A 15838-nucleotide genomic window follows, 5' to 3' on the forward strand; every position below is an offset into this window, starting at 1 on the left:
CACTTACTTTAGCTGGCTGTCTTTAGAGCCCCGGCGGTTCATTCCGCCCCGAACTTTAGTCACGCCATCGCGGTCTTGCTGGCAATCCAGACACAGCTTAACGCCCGGCAGCGCAGCGCGTCGCTTTTCCGGAATCGGCTCTTCACACTCCGCACAATGGGTCAGGCTTTCGCCGACGGGGCGCTTCTGAGCTTGCATCCGCGCCAGTTCGTCCGAAATCGAAGCTTCGATTTGTTCGCTTACCGCTCCATCGCGTGCCCAGCCACCTGCCATGGGTTTCCTCCTGAAACATGGAACAACAGGATAGCCGAGCCCCTAGGCGCTGAGCAAGTTACAGCGACACCGCGTCTTCAAATACACGATCAATCACCTCTTGCGTGCCGCGCGAAAACTCTAGTGGGCAGGGATAATCCGCACCATCCCGGATCGACCGGCAGAACGCTTCTACCTGCAATTTGTAATGGTTTGCCGCTGGGAACCTGTTGACTTGAACTTCAAGACCTGGGCGGTGCAGCTCTACCCGTGCCTCGCCAAACACACGCGCATTGAAAGGCGTTGTCAGACGGATCAGACCACCCTCGCCATGAAACACCATTTCCTGATGAGGGTGCATTCGGATGGACACGTAGGCCGAATATGTAAAGCCAGGGAATTGGGCGCGGATTTCGGTAAAGGTGTCTATGTCGTTCTGCCAGCGGATTGCAGATTGAACCGCCACAGGCTCTGCCCCAGTGGCAAAGCGCGCGCCGCCGATGACGTAGACACCAATGTCCCGCAATCCGCCGCCGCCCGTTTCGGCCCGGTTGCGGATGTTCCCCGTGTCCGCCCGATTGTCAAAACTGAACGCGCCGGTCACATGCACCAAATTCCCGATGGCACCATCGGCGATCAGATCACGTGCCAGCTGCCACTGGGGGTGATGCACAATCATATAGGCTTCGGCCGCAAGCACCCCTGTCTGGTCGCGCTTGGCGATCAGTTGGTCAAACTCAGCGGCCTTCATGGTCATTGGTTTTTCGCACAGTACATGTTTACCGGCGTCCATTGCCCTTAGACTCCACTCGACATGCATGTGGTTCGGCAAGGGGATATAGACCGCGTCGATGCCGGGATCTGACAGCAAAGCCTCGTAGCTGTTCAATACGCTGAGGTCCGGGCAAAAGGACAGAAATGGATTTGCCTTTGCTGCGTCAGATGTTGCCAATGCAGCCAAACGAGCACCACTTGCTGCATGTATTGCCGGAGCCATATGCTCGCGCGCGAATTTCGCGGCCCCCAAAACGCCAAACTGAACAGGCTGTTGCATCGCACTCTCCATCCGTTTCTGTATGACCTCTCTGCCGCTTTTGACGTTCGCGAGTCAATTCACGGGTCGATCCGGTCACATAGATCAACGGTCCATAACGAATTTTCAAAGGGGTAAAACGAAACCAGCCCGCAGAGATTGCGGGCTGGTGTTTAGCTCAGCTGGTTGCCAGCATGCCTTTTTCGCGGGCAAGGTCCCGCATCTTCTTTTGCAGTTTCTCAAACGCGCGCACTTCGATCTGGCGAATACGTTCGCGGCTGACGTTATACTGCGTGCTCAGCTCTTCCAGAGTCACCGGCTGATCCATCAACCGGCGCTGAGTCAGGATGTCCTTTTCCCGATCGTTCAGCACATCCAGAGCAGCAGTCAGCAACTCGCGGCGTGCTTCCAGTTCGTCGCGCGCTTCATAGTCGCCCGCCTGATCGGCATCTTCATCTTCCAGCCAATCCTGCCATTGCATCGTGCCTTCACCTTCGGACCCCACGGTCGCGTTCAGCGAGGCATCCCCACCGGACATACGGCGGTTCATGCTGATGACTTCTTCTTCGGTCACGCCCAGATCATTGGCGATCTGTTTGACGTTTTCAGGACGCAGGTCGCCCTCTTCCAACGCGCCGATACGGGCCTTGGCCTTGCGCAGGTTGAAGAACAGCTTTTTCTGAGCCGAGGTTGTACCCAGCTTCACCAATGACCACGACCGCAGGATATATTCCTGGATCGAGGCACGAATCCACCACATGGCGTAGGTTGCCAGGCGGAAGCCTTTTTCAGGGTCAAACCGTTTCACCGCCTGCATCAGGCCGACATTCGCCTCGGAGATCACTTCGGCCTGCGGCAGTCCGTAGCCGCGATAGCCCATAGCGATTTTGGCCGCCAGACGCAGGTGAGATGTCACCATCTTATGTGCGGCTTCAGTATCCTGCTCTTCGACCCAGCGCTTGGCCAGCATGTATTCTTCTTCCGGCTCCAACAGAGGAAACTTGCGAATTTCCTGCATATAACGATTCAGGCCGCCCTCGGGCGTCGGTGCGGGGAGATTTGCGTAATTTGCCATTATGATGTCCCTCCGACAAATGTTTAAGTCTTTAACATAGGATATGGGTAAGGAACCCTGCCTATTCAAGAGGTGCTGTTATCAGTCTGAAATTAAACTTCTGTTAAGGGAAGATAAGAAACTCTTTCTCACGGGACTTTGCTTATTGTGACACTGGTGTGCGCAGCCCTGCAATCAGGGATTTCATGTCCTGCGGAAGGTCGACCTCGAACCGCAGGTTTTCGCCGGTCACCGGGTGTTCGAACCCCAAAACCGCTGCATGAAGGGCCTGACGCGGGAAATCGCGGACAGATTCAGCCGCCGCAACCGAAAACGCCTTGGCAGACAGCTTGCGCTTGCCGCCGTAAACCGGGTCTCCGACCAGCCCATGTCCTGCATGAGCCATATGGACCCGGATCTGATGGGTGCGTCCGGTTTCCAGCCAGCATTCGATCAGAGCCAGTCCTGCGGGTGTACCAAAACTCTCAACAACCCGTGCACGCGTTACTGCGTGGCGACCCCCATGGAAGAGAACAGCCTGCCTCTGACGGTCGGTCTTGTGGCGCGCAAGCTGCGTTGTCACACGCATGATGTTGCCGGGTTCGAAATTGACCCCTTTGACACCGCGCAAACGTGGATCGTTGGCGTCCGGCACCCCGTAGCACACGGCGCGGTAATACCGCTCGACGCTGTGATCGGCAAACTGCGCAGCCAAACCGTGATGCGCTGCATCCGATTTGGCCACCACCAAAAGGCCACTGGTTTCCTTGTCGATGCGATGCACGATGCCCGGGCGCTTGACCCCACCAACACCTGACAGATCATCCCCGCAATGGTGCAGCAGCGCGTTTACCAGCGTACCGCTGGGCGAACCCGGCGCGGGATGTACGACCATGCCTGCGGGCTTGTTCACAACAATCACATCCGCATCTTCAAAAACGACCTCAAGCGGGATGTCTTCGGGGCCGATATGGCTGTCTTCGGCCTCGGCCACGACAATGGTAATCTGCGCCCCTTCCGCAACTTTTGCCTTAGGGTCACGTGCCTCGCGCCCGTCGATCTGAACCGCACCCTCTTCGATCAAGCGCGCTAACCGGGTGCGCGACAGGTTTTCACCATCTGGCACATCCCTTGAAAGCGCCTTATCAAGGCGTGACGGCGGATCAGCCGCGATCTGAAACTCAATCTGGCGGGTGCCCATGACTGTCCCTTCCGAACCCCAAGAACCGCAGGAAACACCGCAGCTGCGATTGCTGCGGCGGATGGTCATGTTGTTGACCGCGGTGATGATTGGCGGGGTTCTAGTGACATTCGCCCTGATTGTCATCCGCCTATCGGACCGCACACCCACCCTTCCGGATCAGATCGAGTTGCCGGACGGTGCGAAGGCCCAGGCGCTGACCATCGGCTCTAACTGGTACGCGGTTGTCACGGATGACAACCGTGTTCTGATCTTTGACAAAACGACCGGAAAGCTGCGTCAGGAAATAGTGGTCGAGTAAGCAAGGGCGAACGCCTTGCCCCCATACCAGATTTGGCATGCAGCTTAATTTTCGTTCGGGAACAACGACGTACCAACCCACGCCGCGCCCAATCGCTGATCCAGCGCGTCTGACCGTATTTTCAGTTTTCCGACAAGCGGAGACAGAGTAACCTCGCGCAGGCAGATCCTTTCCCCCACCAAGCTCAAATCTACTCTGGCAAATTCGACGTCTTGCGCCAGAGCTTCTGCGATCCCGACCATCTCGTCGAATTGCGCGGGCCGCGGCTCTGTGTCCGAACTGGTTGGGAAAAACAACTCATCTGGTCGGAATGTATAGTCTCGGTCGTGCAGCATCTGAATGCGTCCGCGCCCCCGGTCACGGTCGACCTGCACCAAATGAACACAGCCAGCGATCACCCAGAACTTCCAATCGGTGACTGTGTGTTCACCGGCTGTCAGATCTTCCTCAAGACAATAGTTGGGCTGCCGGGTAACGCGCCACCAGTCCCCGGTCCAGAACCCTTCCGGCGTTTTGGTTTTGTGCCACGCGGCCATCTGATTGTTTGCCGCGTCGCGCTCAGCGTCATCCAGCGGAAGCGACACGCCAATCCTGTGCGCAACGCTGGCCGAGCCTTTCAGGCTGTATTCACCGGGCTCGTCAGAAAGCGCTTCAGGCAGGGTCGGTATGTGTGAATGCCATACACGCCTCGGCACAGTCAGACCGTCCGGCACCTGCTCCACTGTTTTGTCTTGTTCTGCAACAAACGCGTCGGGAACTGCACCAAACAGCTTCATCACCAACAGCTTTTCGGAAAAGGTTTTCGGCGCGCAGAGATCAGGTAGACGGCGGTGGCTTTCGGCATAGTTGAACAGCGACATGGCAAGCGCATTCAGACGCGCAGCCTCACTGCCGTAGTGATCCCAGCCACGCAGACGGCCCGGACGGGGCAGATCATTCCCGCCATAGAGATTGTCAGAATGGATCCTGTCCAGCTCTGCCTGCGCGACTTTCAAATAGTCTTCTCTGTCTGACAGCAGGGCCGTAGACATTGCACCGCCTGTGGCTTTTCGGATGTCTTCTGTTGTTGGCCGTAACGCGGGCAGGTCGGCCGGAAACTCGATCGGTTTGGGCCCCTTTCTGCCATGGCGCGGCAGAGGCGCATCGCTTGCTCGGATGCCCAGGTTTCGCAAGCGTCTGTCCAGGAAAGAATGCCTTTTGATGCCATTTGCGATCCACCACCGCATCCGGCGACCCCACAGGTGCACTGCAAGAGTGTCGTCCTTGATGTATGTCTTTCTGAACTCTCGGACGTGAATATCGTTGGCTTGCCCGGCCTGACGGAACGGCAACGGATAAAACACCGGGATTGGACTGGCATTTTTCAGTTCGTCATGTTGGCGCAGATACCATGTCATGACACCCGGTCCGTAAACGCTGTGCTCCTGATCCGAAGCATGCGGCAACTCGCCGGCGCGCTTCATCCGCTCAAGCTCTGCCCGTTCATCACCTTCGACCCAGGGACGGATCGGGTAAGGATCATTGCTGTACTCAATATACGCGTCCAGTGCCGGACTGTTCGAGGGCAGCCGCATCACGGCATTACAGATCGTGTCTCTGTTGAAGTAGCCAAAGATGTGATCAGCCCAAGGGATCGGAGACAGTGCCACCACATCCGTATCGCACCACAGGAAATCCGTCTTTTTCATCAACTGCAATCTGAAGATGTCAGATTGCGGAACCGGCGTTTTGAACTGGTTGTTCATGATGAACTGTTTCGGCTCATGCACTTCGTTGGCCGATACCAATTCAACGCCAGACGGTACGTTTTCGACCTGCCCATAGTGAAACAAAACCAGCCTGTGGCCCTGTTCGATAAAGGACAGCATGCACATCTGTTCCAGAAAACTCAGACGGCCTTCCATCCAGAGCATCCCAATCGTCGGAAGAGAGCGATCCGCAACCATAGTTTTTTCTCCGAGGGGTGATCTGTTAGGTTTCTGGCGTCTGTTCACCGGATGCAGGGGTGGGCTCTGCCGAAAGCCGCTCCCGCACAATGCGGTCTTTTTTGACAAACTCCACCGCCGGTTTTGCCAGCAGTTTCTGGTACAGTTCGTTGTAATCTGGCTGTTTCAGAAGATCGTTGATCAGCGCCTTGTGCCAGCGGAAAGACTTTCTGTGTAACCGTTTAAGCCGGTCATCCGCTCGAAACTCCTCTAACACCGCGTCAACCTCATCCTTGTATCGCAGGATAGTGTCATCCGTTGCGCCGCCGCGGTTCCAGCGATCCCAATAGTCCGTACCAAGCGTCTGAGATGAGTGGTTCGCCCTGCCCCGACTTCGTTTAGCCAGGTAAGCTTGAGTAGACCGTACCGCATAGTGATTTATTTGCGCGATTTCAAAGCCAAAGGGTGGCGAGACGTGATTGCCAAAAGGCGCGGGTTCTTTGGCATGCCCTCCGGGCACAGAACGGAAAACTGCCGCCTGATACTCGGCCCGGGGATGAGGGTTGTGAAGCCCATAGCGTAAATAGACTTCACCTTGCCGGAACATGGATTTCACAAAACGGCGCCCTGCCCCACCCTGTTCATAGTCCAACTCACCGTCAAAGAATTGCTGCGTCACAGGCGTATCACGCATCACGTGCCGACCGTTGTTCGAAAAAATCTTCCACGGAATCGAGATGACATCGACCCCCGGTGTCGCTTCGATCAGGTCGTCCAGCTTGTTATTGCCGACGTGAATGTTCAGGAACTCGTCCGCGTCGCCCACGTAAATCCACTTGGCCTCTTTCACGACCGGCAGACGGCGCGCCTGTCTGAGAGCGGACCGGTGAATCCCACCTGTTCCAACGCGGTTTTTGTGAAACTCGACATGGCCCAAGTCCTGCAAACGGCGAAGTATTTGGTTTGTGCCGTCCGTACAATCGTTGGTGTAGACAATGATCCGGTCGAACCCCAAAACCTTGTGATGGGCGACCCATTCCAGAATATAGGGCCCCTCGTTCTTCATCGCGGTGATGAGGATTTTTTCAGGCTTAACCATCGCTGCCACTCAATCCCGTCGCTTAACTGGCCTGCCCTTTGCTGTCATCCTGCGGAACAATCTTTTCAATGGCGATCTGAGCACCGGCAATTGCCCGGATGCGCAACGCGCGTGGATACTTGCCAAGAAACTCGTTCACCGCCCGGATGACGCCATCACCCCACCAGCCCCGACGGTGGTAGTCATCAAAGGCCATGATCCCACCAGGTTTGATCTTGGGAAACAGTGCCGCCAGATCGGCGGTCACGCCTTCATAAGAGTGGTCGCCATCGACATAGGCAAACGAGATGCTTTCGTCATCAAACAGTTCAAGCGCAGGCACCGAGAAATCCCGGATGATACCGACCTTGCCCTCTTCAATCTCTTTTTCGAACGACTTGACCACTTTCTGGAAGATGGCCTCCATCTTTTCGTCTTCGGTCCGGCCAACAAATGCGGTTGTGTGCGACTCTTCCCCGATGTGTTTCCAAGGATCGATAAGAAACAGCTGACTGGGCTCAATCAGTTTGAGAATGGTCGGCGAGAACTCTCCTTGCCAGACACCGATTTCAACTGCGACACCTCCTTTTGGAAGGCGCGACAGAAACGTGCGGCGGATTGCATCCTTGGTGTTCTTGCGCTTGGTTGCCTTGTCGGCCTGCGGCTTTTCCTTACGCCCCGGCGCGGCACCAATGATCTGGGGTTCGTTTGCCATCTCAACCTCGTTCTGTGTTCGAAGCAGGCATCAAAACGATGCGACCACCCCACTTTGTTCTTTTCTAGATCGCTACCACGACAACAGCGCAAGAGCCAGAAGCTTAGGTTATTCTTTATCGAGCGGGGGCAATTTGTCGATCCCAAGCCACGGTGGCTCTAAGCTGGTTATTCTGTAGGACCCGGCATTGCCCGCCAGGAACCGGTTGATCGCAGCAGACATCCCCGAATACGACCCCTTGCCGCGCCTGTAAGACGTGAAGGCGATGCTGCCACCCGGCGCAAGCACCCTGTCGATCCGTCTCAGCAATTGAAGCATAACGCGTTCGGCGCGAACGCCACGAATGACGACGACGCCAATGCTTTGATCTTTGAACAGTTTCAACATCAAGGCCGGCATCGCCCTGTACACACGCAACTTTCCCGACAGAATGGGCTCGCGGAAATACTCGAGAAACGCATAGAACGCGCGGTCAAGCGCCTGCGCGCCCTCATCTTGGGTCGTGTCCGGGCAGGCAAACCCGTTCCAGGACAAGCCCCAAGGCGCAATTACGGTCAATTGCGCAACAGTACCCAAATCCAGTATTTCCTGGACGATTTCTGGTTCAACCTGCCCGATCAGGACCCAGGATTTCTTTCCGCTGATCGACTTCAGGAATTTCTTGCGTTGCTTTGCCGTTCTTTCAACTTCCTTAGGTGTTTGCGGCAAAAAACTGGGATCTCTTGGATCAAACGGCAGATCGACCTGTTTCGGGTCAGTGATCTTGGCGTGTTCTGTCTTAGCCTGTTCACAATCCATTGGCGTGTCCAGGGCATCAAGCCGAACAAACCACGGGTAATTCAGCGTCTTATTGTTCGAGATTATCGCCATTTGCCCGATCCGGTTCCATTTCGCGACCTGCGCAAAACTGACCTCGGGGTCTTTGTACACTTCCACATCGAACGAAGTGTTGGCTTCTTCCAGGACCCCCAAATCCAAGGCTTTCAGGTTCTGGCCGCTGCGGAAATTCTGATACCTCCGAATAAAGCTCTTGGCGGCGTCGGTTTGGCGAACCGTGGCAATCCGGGACTTATGAAACTCAACAGCCTGTTCGTGGAGGTTTCGCAAGATTTCGTCCTGACACAGGCGTTCATATGCGTGACGCATACGGTCCAGCTTGGACAGAACTGACCGTTCCTCGACATCATTGAAGCAATGCATGTGCCAATAGGCCTGTCCGGTCGCCTCCATCTTGGGATGAAACGCCGTTGTGTTCACATCCCCGCGAAGCCGCTTCATCAGATAGCTTTCGATGGACCTGACGGCATAGTGGTTCATACGAAACAACGAAGTTCCAAAGGCCGCACCAGTTGTTGTAAACGCCCAGCCACGCCGACGCATTGCAGGTGGTAGCGGATCGCCGTCACCATCGACCCAAGCGAAGTTTTCAACTTTACCCTTGATCGGACCGCGCGGTCGATGCGTGTTGACCAAACGATAAGATCCATTGTTGCGGATCAGAGATTTGAACGCGCGCAAATTCTGCGGCATGACCATGCCCATCTCGCCGGCGCGCGTGAACTGTTCAATTACGAACTTGTCTTCGAACTCGACAATCCCGTTGTGCCCAAACATCTGCCATAGCGCCGCAAAACCATCTGCATGTGGCAACGTTCGGAAAAGATCGTCCAGCGTGCCTTCGCCGACGCGAATATCGAAGAATTCATCAACATCACACACCAGAATCCACTCGGCCTCGGACGACCAGGGATGCTTCATTGCGTTGGCATAAGCCGAGGCTTGCGGCCCGTGTTTCCACGGTCCCGGATTGTCGATATGCGCCAGAAAACCAAGCCCTTCACACCGTTTGAGGATCGCATCCGTACCATCCGAGCAGTCGTTCGAGTTGACGATGAAATGTGTGAAACCGATCGATTGGTAGTAGGCAATCCACTCGAGAATGAAAGGGCCTTCATCTTTCATCGTGGAAATGACTAATCTCATCAACGCATCCCGCAATCATGGCCCCGGCATTCAGAGATGCAGGAAAAACGCATCCGAGCAAAGGCATAGCTCGCATCCCTGAACAGGGCTGTGTTACGGGCCGTGGATTGGCAATGCAAGTGGGCAGCAGCTTGTTGCCCTTTCAGACGTCACAACCGTGTCCGAAGCGCACGTGCCTGGCAGCTTGCGAAAATGAGCGTGCCACAGGATTAAGGTATGATTTGGTGCGGTCGAGATGCATTGAAGACTTGAACACGCATAATTCTGACCGCTTCAGGTTGCCTCAAGAATTCTACTAAACCACTGCAAAACATAAAATTGTGCTTTCCATTCGCGTCAGAGCGGTTCACTGCGTCTCACACTATAAGGTGGACCAGAGGGTGAACCAATGCCAGCACTCAACAAGCTATCATCATTGCAGGTAAAGAATGCCCCACCCGGCAAATACTCGGACGGCGGGGGCCTCTGGTTACACAAAAAAGATGGTGATGACGGCAAGTGGTTCCTTCGGGTCCATGTCCACGGGCGTCGCAGAGAGATGGGTTTGGGCGCTCTGTCAGCCGTATCTTTGAAGGAAGCGCGCGAGGAAGCCGAGAAATGGCGACCCATAGCCCGCAAAGGCAAAGACCCCATCAAAGAACAAGAACGGATACGCCGGGAAGCTGCTTAGACCGATCACGCCTTGACCGTGATCGCGAAAGAAACCTTCAGGAAACTTCAGAGAGGCGAATACGCCGGATCTCGCATCAGATCAAATTTCGAGAAGAAGCTTACGGCTCTTTCTCCGAGTTGTTGCCGCCGGGTAGGCACTGAGAACGGACAAAGTAGGCCAAAAGCAAAAAAGGATGAACGTCTGATGAACGAGCTCGCGGATCTATTTTAACCAGCAAAATGAAAAACTCAGGGCGTTCTAATGTATTTTTCATCAGCAGCCTAGTCTCAAAAACGATCCACATATGCAGTTTTTTAACCGATATTCGCCGCTCGACCTTCCGACATTTCAACCATTTCGACGGCCTTGTCTATCAAGAACAACGCCTCCATCTTGGTTTTGGCTTTAAGCATAACTTCTTCGCTAACTTGGAAGCCAATTGGCCGACCTGAAGTGGTGTCACTGGAAATTTCTTTCAATGCTTCCGGAAGCGGAGCTCCCAACTGGTCCACGCTCAAATTAATTTGATTGTCGTAGATCACCAAGAACACGCCATTTCCCCAATAGGTCGCCACTTTACGCCCTTCCTGACTAGCTGACAGAACCGCTGTACCAGCTAAAGTCATGGCACTTCGGAATTCACTGACCGTGCTCTTCTCAAAGAGTTGTTCGGCGCCTATGCATTTCACCGCCACAAGCTTTGCAGCCATGGAGTGCATCGTTGAAAGCTGATTTACGTAGTTCTCAAATTCAGCTAACCCAATGAAACCGGGCAAATCTCCGAAACATTGCGGATCACTTAAGCGAACGTCCGGACTATTACCAAAACACAACTCAAAATCCGCTTCAGCTTCCAGCACTTCGATTGCGGCTCTGCGTTCCGCTGCCATTCTATAGGCGTCAGATAACCTCTGCTTCAGATCAGAGAACTCAAAAGGCTTTGTAACGTAGTCCGTCGCCCCAACTCCGAATGCTTCGTCGATGTACTCTTTTTGCACCATGGCGGTCACCATGATAATGGGCGTGTACGTGTATTCTGGTAATTTTCGCACTTCTTCGCAAAGAGTTATGCCATTCATTTGCGGCATCTGCACATCCAGTAGCAAGCAGTCGAACGCTTCGTTAGGTCGTGACAGTATTTCAATGGCCTCTGGCCCACTTCTGGCGGTGACGACGTCTTTATAACCGAACGCGTCTAGAACTCTATCTAGCAACTCCAGGATGCTAGGATCGTCGTCTACAGCAAGTATACGCATAACTTTTCACCAACCTTTTACATCTCACCAAACGTTGGGCATTGCAGACTTCAGGCAACGGTTGGCTCGCGAATGATACACTCAGGGTTTTCTCAGCCTCTCTTACGAAGGCGGCAAAACGGTGACATAAGGTGGGCTTCCTTATGTCTGTGCATTTTTTTAATTTGTACAATTCTTCCCGTGCGAGAGCGCATACTGAAAAGCAAATCTCTCCAATTCTTGATGCCGTTCTATCTTTGCTCCTATCAGCCGTCACGACGGCCTCGAAATACTATCGGATAGCTAAACCGCGCCTGATCCATCGAGAATTTGAAAAGAATACATAAGAGAAGCTGTATTTTTTCAAAGTGTTGCCAGACATAGGAAAAAAAACTGAACCTGCGGAAGAAAATAGAAGGCAAGAACTTTCTAGAGTTTTTGGTCAGTCAGCGAAGGTAACCAAAGGAAGGGAGGAGATTTAGACACACCTATCCATCTATTCGGGCAACTACCGCATAGGGTTGTGGACTAGCTGAGTTAAATCTTGCCATAAGTGTGTCAGAAATATGAGTAAAATATGGACCAACCACTCAGGTATAAGCAGACATACCCGGTCCCGGAAAAGCTTCCGGAACTAACACCTGCTAACGGCACTTCAGACGCACCAAATACTTTGGCGCGACTAGAAATTTTTGCTGTCAACAGCAGTCCGCCAATGCCACGTGGTAATATTGGCCATATTCGCGCGACTACACTTAATTTTCGCAATATTTCCGAGCATGGCACCCTTCTGACAAAATACCTTGAAACCAGAAAATCAATTTTCATTGACCAGTTAAAGTGGCAAGTTGGTGAAGCTGACGGGATGGAATTTGACCAATACGACACGCCAGCCTGTCGATGGGTTGTGTTGCATGAATTCGGTGAGGTCTTAGGAGGTGTGCGACTTCTGCCCACGACCGCAGAGTGCGGGGTATATAGTTATATGCTGCGCGACGCGCAAAGAGGTATCCTTAAAGGAATACCATCTGACGTTCTATTTATTGACGCCCCGGTAAAGCGCTCTGTTTGGGAAGCTTCCCGTTTCTTCGTGGCAAAGGATGTTGCATCGTCACGCAGGCTTCCGGTTCAACAAGAGTTGTTTCACCAGATGACTACTGTCGCGATGGAAGGTGGTGCAACCAGCATCCTGGGCATCGTCCCCTCAGTCTGGGCGCGGTGGTCACGGCGACTGGGCATCAATGCCTCGCCTGTCGGCGCAAAGTTTTCCATCGATGGCACCATCAGTCAGTCGGTTTTATTTAATATCCACAAGTAAATGGAACACCTCACCCACTAGATTGTCTTATTTGCTCTTGGACGCCCGACGCATATTTCATTGCAACCAAGGTTGATTTTAAGACTATTGGGAAAACTCGGCTGTGTTGCATTTTCGTGGGGTTTCCAGAGTCGATGCGTAGACTTCCAACCGTTGTTCAATCCCGTAGTTTTGCGATCGTAGACTGCCCTTTCGCGCCAACAGATTGCCGAAAAAATAAGGTTAAGAGAAAGCGACGCTAGCTCACAACAATAACTGGCAATTCGTTGTTGAGGCCGTTGGCGGCAAATAAAGGTCAAGAAAAAGCCCCTTTCTACGAAGACTTTCTCCATTTTTGCCGCTGTTTCGACCCACTCTCCTCATAAGTTTATCCCGTTATGAGGATATCGACGGTTCACCAGTTATGAGACATTCCACATTTGGCAGTGATCGGTTCCAAAGAAATTTAGAGCATCGAGCGCAAAGAAAGACCGCACTTACTGTACTGGCGGTTGATGATGATCCTGACATTTTGAAATTGCTCCAGTCAGCACTTCCTGAACTCGAAAACTGCAATGTGGCTGCTGCCAGTTCAGCTGATGAAGCGCTTGGGATGATAGAAGCAGCAGAATCCCCGTTCGACTGTCTGCTTGTTGACATTCAGATGCCTGGAACCTCAGGGATAGAGTTGCTTTCACAAATCCGAAACCTGCCGGAAAATCTGGAAACACCTGTCATAATGCTGACTGCACTGGATGACAGGCACAACATCGAGAAGGCATTTTTAGAAGGCGCATTTGATTATGTAACTAAACCCTTCGACTTCTTTGAATTGCGCAGCCGTATGAACGCTGCTCACCTTCTGATGATGGAAAGAAAGAAAACCCAATCCTCATCGGCGTCGATAGAAAATCTTCGCAGTGAATTGGATTTCAACCAGAAATTCAATTTCAAGGATCCTTTGTCTATCGACGAGCAGGAACAATGCTTGGGGTATATCGAATTCGACAACTATGTCCAGCAGCTTTCACGGAGGCGTCGATTTGACACCTGGGTCACCGCAATCAAATTTCGTGACGCCGAGTATCACTTTGATCTGAAGAATTTTGGTGATTTTCGGCGATCTGTTTCCGACATTGGATTCTGCATTGAAAGAACAACACAGGCTGCTGGAGGAATCTATTCCTATCGCGGGAGCGGCGTATTTCTTGTTGTTACACATGGGCGGGAACACACCCAGAATATTCCGACCGAAGCTTTCCTAAACCAAGAACTAGGGACTGTTCTCAGCAACCGCTGCGCATCTGTCCATCTTAAAGTAGTGAAAGGTACACCGGTATCGCTTCGTTCTATTACGAAGGTTGGAGCGTTCGCCTCTTTGGACATGGCTATCAAAAAAGTGAATTATCGTGAGGCCGATCTCAGAAAGGGTCTGGTTACAACCTCTTCCACATTTTCAGAGCCCACCCCGCATCGCAAAGAAATGGTCAACGATAGATTGTTTGATGTAGTCTTGCGTGAGCTGTACGGCGATAACACTTACCTCACTCGCCGGCAGTAAGCTAATTCTATCGCCAAGCCTGACGTCGAACAAAGGTCAGGCACTGGAGTTTAGATATCAACTTTATTCGCGAACCCGTTCGGCATTGAGGATGAGTGGGCCACTGGTACGCATGGTGAATGTCAAAACTGGTTCCGGTAATTCAGACTCTGTAATCGAGAAATTTATTCGACGGAGCACCGAAGCCATAAGTACCATGATTTCAGTTTCAGCGTACTGAGCACCAATGCAGATTCTTGGACCATCTCCAAACGGAATGTACTGACCTCGAGGTAGTGTAGATCCCAAGAACCGTTCCGGTCGATAGTGGTCAGGAGCATCCCATAGTTTTTCGTTTCTGTGCAAAGAGTAAACTGGGAAGAACAGCGCGTCACCATTTGCAATCTTTACCCCTTTGATTTCAAGGTCGGCAATTGCGTCTCTAGCAAAGAACGCGGCTGAAGGGTAAAGCCGCAGCGTCTCTTTTACATGGGCGCGCAGGAGTGGCATTGCCTCCAGATCAGAAAACTCCATTGGACCTTTTGGGCGTACCGACCGAATTTCTTGTCTAACCATAGCTTGCATATCTTGGTGCAACGCCAGCAGATAATACCCCCAGGCCAGAGCGTTGGCGGAAGTCTCATGACCAGCGACGACAAAGGTTAAAAGGTTGTCAACGGTTGTCGCTTCATCCTCGAAATCTGTTTTCAACGCCTCAATCATGAAATCGAGGAAATCCTGTGGCTCGCTGCGGCATTCGGAGCGACGCTGATCAATAACCTGTCTGGCAAGGTTCCGCATATTAGTGACCGGGGCCAGGCTGCGTAGCCAATTCTTGCGCGGCACCCACTTTGGCAAACCCATTAAATCGAAAAGAGACAAATCAGAGATGTACTCAAAATACTTGATCAGCCCCACGCGTATTTGCTCTGAACTGACTTTCTTGTTACCCGAAAAAATCACCCTGGAAATATTCGTCAACGTTGACGCAGGCGCAATTTGTGCAACATCTACGGGGCCTTCGTGTTCCGCCAATGAATCTGCAATCTCGAAACCAGTCTCTGCAAAATGCCGAGCCAGAACCGGGAGGTTCCTGGCGGCGAATAGTGGAGAATACCTACGCCGCTGCTGACGCCACTTTTCCCCTTCAGAGAGTATCAACCCGTTGCCTACAGCCGATCCAATAATGTCTTTAGTGAACTTGGCTTTAGGAAACGAACGACCCTGCCCGACAAGTAACTCGGTTATTATTTCAGGATCGCAGATATAGTGTATGTTCAAGGGCCCACGAACATAAGTTTCACGCAGAGTTTCGGCCGGGATGACTTCAAACATGTTTCGACCAGCGGACCTTGCAAACTGAAGCAGTGTCACCGGCTTTTTTGCAAGCCGAGCCGAAACAGGAGCGACTGCGCCCTGCCCCAACTTCGTAAATTCAACTGCAGTCAAACCCCAACCCTTTTAGATTTTCTCCTTCTTTCTGGCACATTAAGATAAAAAAAATTGCACTTAGCAACGAGATCGTCAATTTTGGGCGCCTCACACTGCATTTGCGCAACAAAAATTTTTCAA

At 52.7% G+C, this 15838-nt stretch carries 14 protein-coding genes; 4 read left to right on the forward strand and 10 right to left on the reverse strand.

All coding sequences use genetic code 11. The annotated features are described in order from the left end of the window. Positions 1 to 3: 3 nt before the first annotated feature. The 4 genes from ACR3EH_RS02260 to ACR3EH_RS02275 all read right to left on the reverse strand — a co-directional run bounded on the left by ACR3EH_RS02260 (position 4) and on the right by ACR3EH_RS02275 (position 3540). The gene (locus ACR3EH_RS02260) at positions 4 to 273 is read right to left on the reverse strand and encodes a DksA/TraR family C4-type zinc finger protein (protein ID WP_171089440.1); all 270 of its coding nucleotides are present in this window, start codon (positions 271 to 273) and stop codon (positions 4 to 6) included. A gap of 58 nt (positions 274 to 331) precedes the next feature. After that, the gene (locus ACR3EH_RS02265) at positions 332 to 1306 is read right to left on the reverse strand and encodes a Gfo/Idh/MocA family protein (protein ID WP_171182762.1); all 975 of its coding nucleotides are present in this window, start codon (positions 1304 to 1306) and stop codon (positions 332 to 334) included. Between the two features lie 157 nt (positions 1307 to 1463). Beyond that, positions 1464 to 2360: an RNA polymerase sigma factor RpoH gene (gene rpoH, locus ACR3EH_RS02270; RefSeq protein ID WP_171089435.1), complete on the reverse strand. Its 897-nt coding sequence runs from the start codon at positions 2358 to 2360 to the stop codon at positions 1464 to 1466. 142 nt (positions 2361 to 2502) lie between these two features. After that, positions 2503 to 3540, reverse strand: coding sequence for an RluA family pseudouridine synthase (locus ACR3EH_RS02275; RefSeq protein WP_171182760.1), 1038 nt, complete (start codon positions 3538 to 3540; stop codon positions 2503 to 2505). Between ACR3EH_RS02275 and ACR3EH_RS02280 the strand changes: the two genes are divergently transcribed. Continuing rightward, positions 3539 to 3841 (forward strand): DUF6476 family protein, encoded by a 303-nt coding sequence (locus tag ACR3EH_RS02280; protein WP_171089432.1) that lies wholly within the window; start codon positions 3539 to 3541, stop codon positions 3839 to 3841. The two genes, ACR3EH_RS02275 and ACR3EH_RS02280, sit on opposite strands and share 2 nt — an antisense overlap. A 44-nt stretch (positions 3842 to 3885) precedes the next feature. Here the strand turns inward: ACR3EH_RS02280 and ACR3EH_RS02285 are convergent, their stop codons facing one another. From ACR3EH_RS02285 to ACR3EH_RS02300, 4 genes are all read right to left on the reverse strand, one after another. Continuing rightward, positions 3886 to 5787: an ATP-grasp fold amidoligase family protein gene (locus ACR3EH_RS02285; RefSeq protein WP_171182759.1), complete on the reverse strand. Its 1902-nt coding sequence runs from the start codon at positions 5785 to 5787 to the stop codon at positions 3886 to 3888. A gap of 25 nt (positions 5788 to 5812) precedes the next feature. Continuing rightward, the gene (locus tag ACR3EH_RS02290) at positions 5813 to 6865 is read right to left on the reverse strand and encodes a glycosyltransferase family 2 protein (protein ID WP_253746378.1); all 1053 of its coding nucleotides are present in this window, start codon (positions 6863 to 6865) and stop codon (positions 5813 to 5815) included. Between the two features lie 22 nt (positions 6866 to 6887). Next, positions 6888 to 7559, reverse strand: a complete 672-nt coding sequence (locus tag ACR3EH_RS02295) for a class I SAM-dependent methyltransferase (protein WP_171089425.1) — start codon at positions 7557 to 7559, stop codon at positions 6888 to 6890. Positions 7560 to 7667: 108 nt separating this feature from the next. Then, positions 7668 to 9542 carry a glycosyltransferase family 2 protein gene (locus ACR3EH_RS02300; RefSeq protein WP_171182757.1) on the reverse strand — a complete coding sequence of 625 codons (1875 nt, stop codon included), beginning with the start codon at positions 9540 to 9542 and terminating at the stop codon, positions 7668 to 7670. 388 nt (positions 9543 to 9930) lie between these two features. Here ACR3EH_RS02300 and ACR3EH_RS02305 point away from each other — a divergent pair, with 388 nt between their 5' ends. Beyond that, entirely contained in the window at positions 9931 to 10212 is a 282-nt protein-coding gene (locus ACR3EH_RS02305; protein ID WP_171182755.1) for an Arm DNA-binding domain-containing protein, read from the forward strand. Between the two features lie 296 nt (positions 10213 to 10508). Here ACR3EH_RS02305 and ACR3EH_RS02310 read toward each other — a convergent pair whose 3' ends face one another. Then, entirely contained in the window at positions 10509 to 11450 is a 942-nt protein-coding gene (locus tag ACR3EH_RS02310) for a response regulator (RefSeq protein ID WP_171646803.1), read from the reverse strand. Between the two features lie 556 nt (positions 11451 to 12006). Between ACR3EH_RS02310 and ACR3EH_RS02315 the strand changes: the two genes are divergently transcribed. Both ACR3EH_RS02315 and ACR3EH_RS02320 read left to right on the forward strand, forming a co-directional pair. Further along, a complete protein-coding gene (locus tag ACR3EH_RS02315) occupies positions 12007 to 12747 on the forward strand; it encodes an acyl-homoserine-lactone synthase (protein ID WP_253746376.1) in 741 nt (246 codons plus the stop codon). A 403-nt stretch (positions 12748 to 13150) separates the two neighbouring features. Continuing rightward, positions 13151 to 14287 (forward strand): response regulator, encoded by a 1137-nt coding sequence (locus ACR3EH_RS02320; RefSeq protein WP_171182751.1) that lies wholly within the window; start codon positions 13151 to 13153, stop codon positions 14285 to 14287. A gap of 63 nt (positions 14288 to 14350) precedes the next feature. Here the strand turns inward: ACR3EH_RS02320 and ACR3EH_RS02325 are convergent, their stop codons facing one another. Further along, the gene (locus ACR3EH_RS02325) at positions 14351 to 15715 is read right to left on the reverse strand and encodes a cytochrome P450 (RefSeq protein ID WP_171182749.1); all 1365 of its coding nucleotides are present in this window, start codon (positions 15713 to 15715) and stop codon (positions 14351 to 14353) included. Between the last annotated feature and the right edge of the window lie 123 nt (positions 15716 to 15838).

The sequence above is a fragment of the Ruegeria sp. BG7 genome (assembly GCF_056535685.1).

Bases quoted from the DNA above. Each gene is read 5' to 3' on its own strand.
- ACR3EH_RS02310 (WP_171646803.1), bottom strand. From the start codon at position 11,450: ATGCGTATACTTGCTGTAGACGACGATCCTAGCATCCTGGAGTTGCTA.
- ACR3EH_RS02260 (WP_171089440.1), bottom strand. From the start codon at position 273: ATGGCAGGTGGCTGGGCACGCGATGGAGCGGTAAGCGAACAAATCGAA.
- rpoH (WP_171089435.1), bottom strand. From the start codon at position 2,360: ATGGCAAATTACGCAAATCTCCCCGCACCGACGCCCGAGGGCGGCCTG.
- ACR3EH_RS02290 (WP_253746378.1), bottom strand. From the start codon at position 6,865: ATGGTTAAGCCTGAAAAAATCCTCATCACCGCGATGAAGAACGAGGGG.
- ACR3EH_RS02285 (WP_171182759.1), bottom strand. From the start codon at position 5,787: ATGGTTGCGGATCGCTCTCTTCCGACGATTGGGATGCTCTGGATGGAA.
- ACR3EH_RS02275 (WP_171182760.1), bottom strand. From the start codon at position 3,540: ATGGGCACCCGCCAGATTGAGTTTCAGATCGCGGCTGATCCGCCGTCA.
- ACR3EH_RS02315 (WP_253746376.1), top strand. From the start codon at position 12,007: ATGGACCAACCACTCAGGTATAAGCAGACATACCCGGTCCCGGAAAAG.
- ACR3EH_RS02280 (WP_171089432.1), top strand. From the start codon at position 3,539: ATGACTGTCCCTTCCGAACCCCAAGAACCGCAGGAAACACCGCAGCTG.
- ACR3EH_RS02300 (WP_171182757.1), bottom strand. From the start codon at position 9,542: ATGAGATTAGTCATTTCCACGATGAAAGATGAAGGCCCTTTCATTCTC.
- ACR3EH_RS02295 (WP_171089425.1), bottom strand. From the start codon at position 7,559: ATGGCAAACGAACCCCAGATCATTGGTGCCGCGCCGGGGCGTAAGGAA.
- ACR3EH_RS02320 (WP_171182751.1), top strand. From the start codon at position 13,151: ATGAGACATTCCACATTTGGCAGTGATCGGTTCCAAAGAAATTTAGAG.
- ACR3EH_RS02265 (WP_171182762.1), bottom strand. From the start codon at position 1,306: ATGCAACAGCCTGTTCAGTTTGGCGTTTTGGGGGCCGCGAAATTCGCG.
- ACR3EH_RS02305 (WP_171182755.1), top strand. From the start codon at position 9,931: ATGCCAGCACTCAACAAGCTATCATCATTGCAGGTAAAGAATGCCCCA.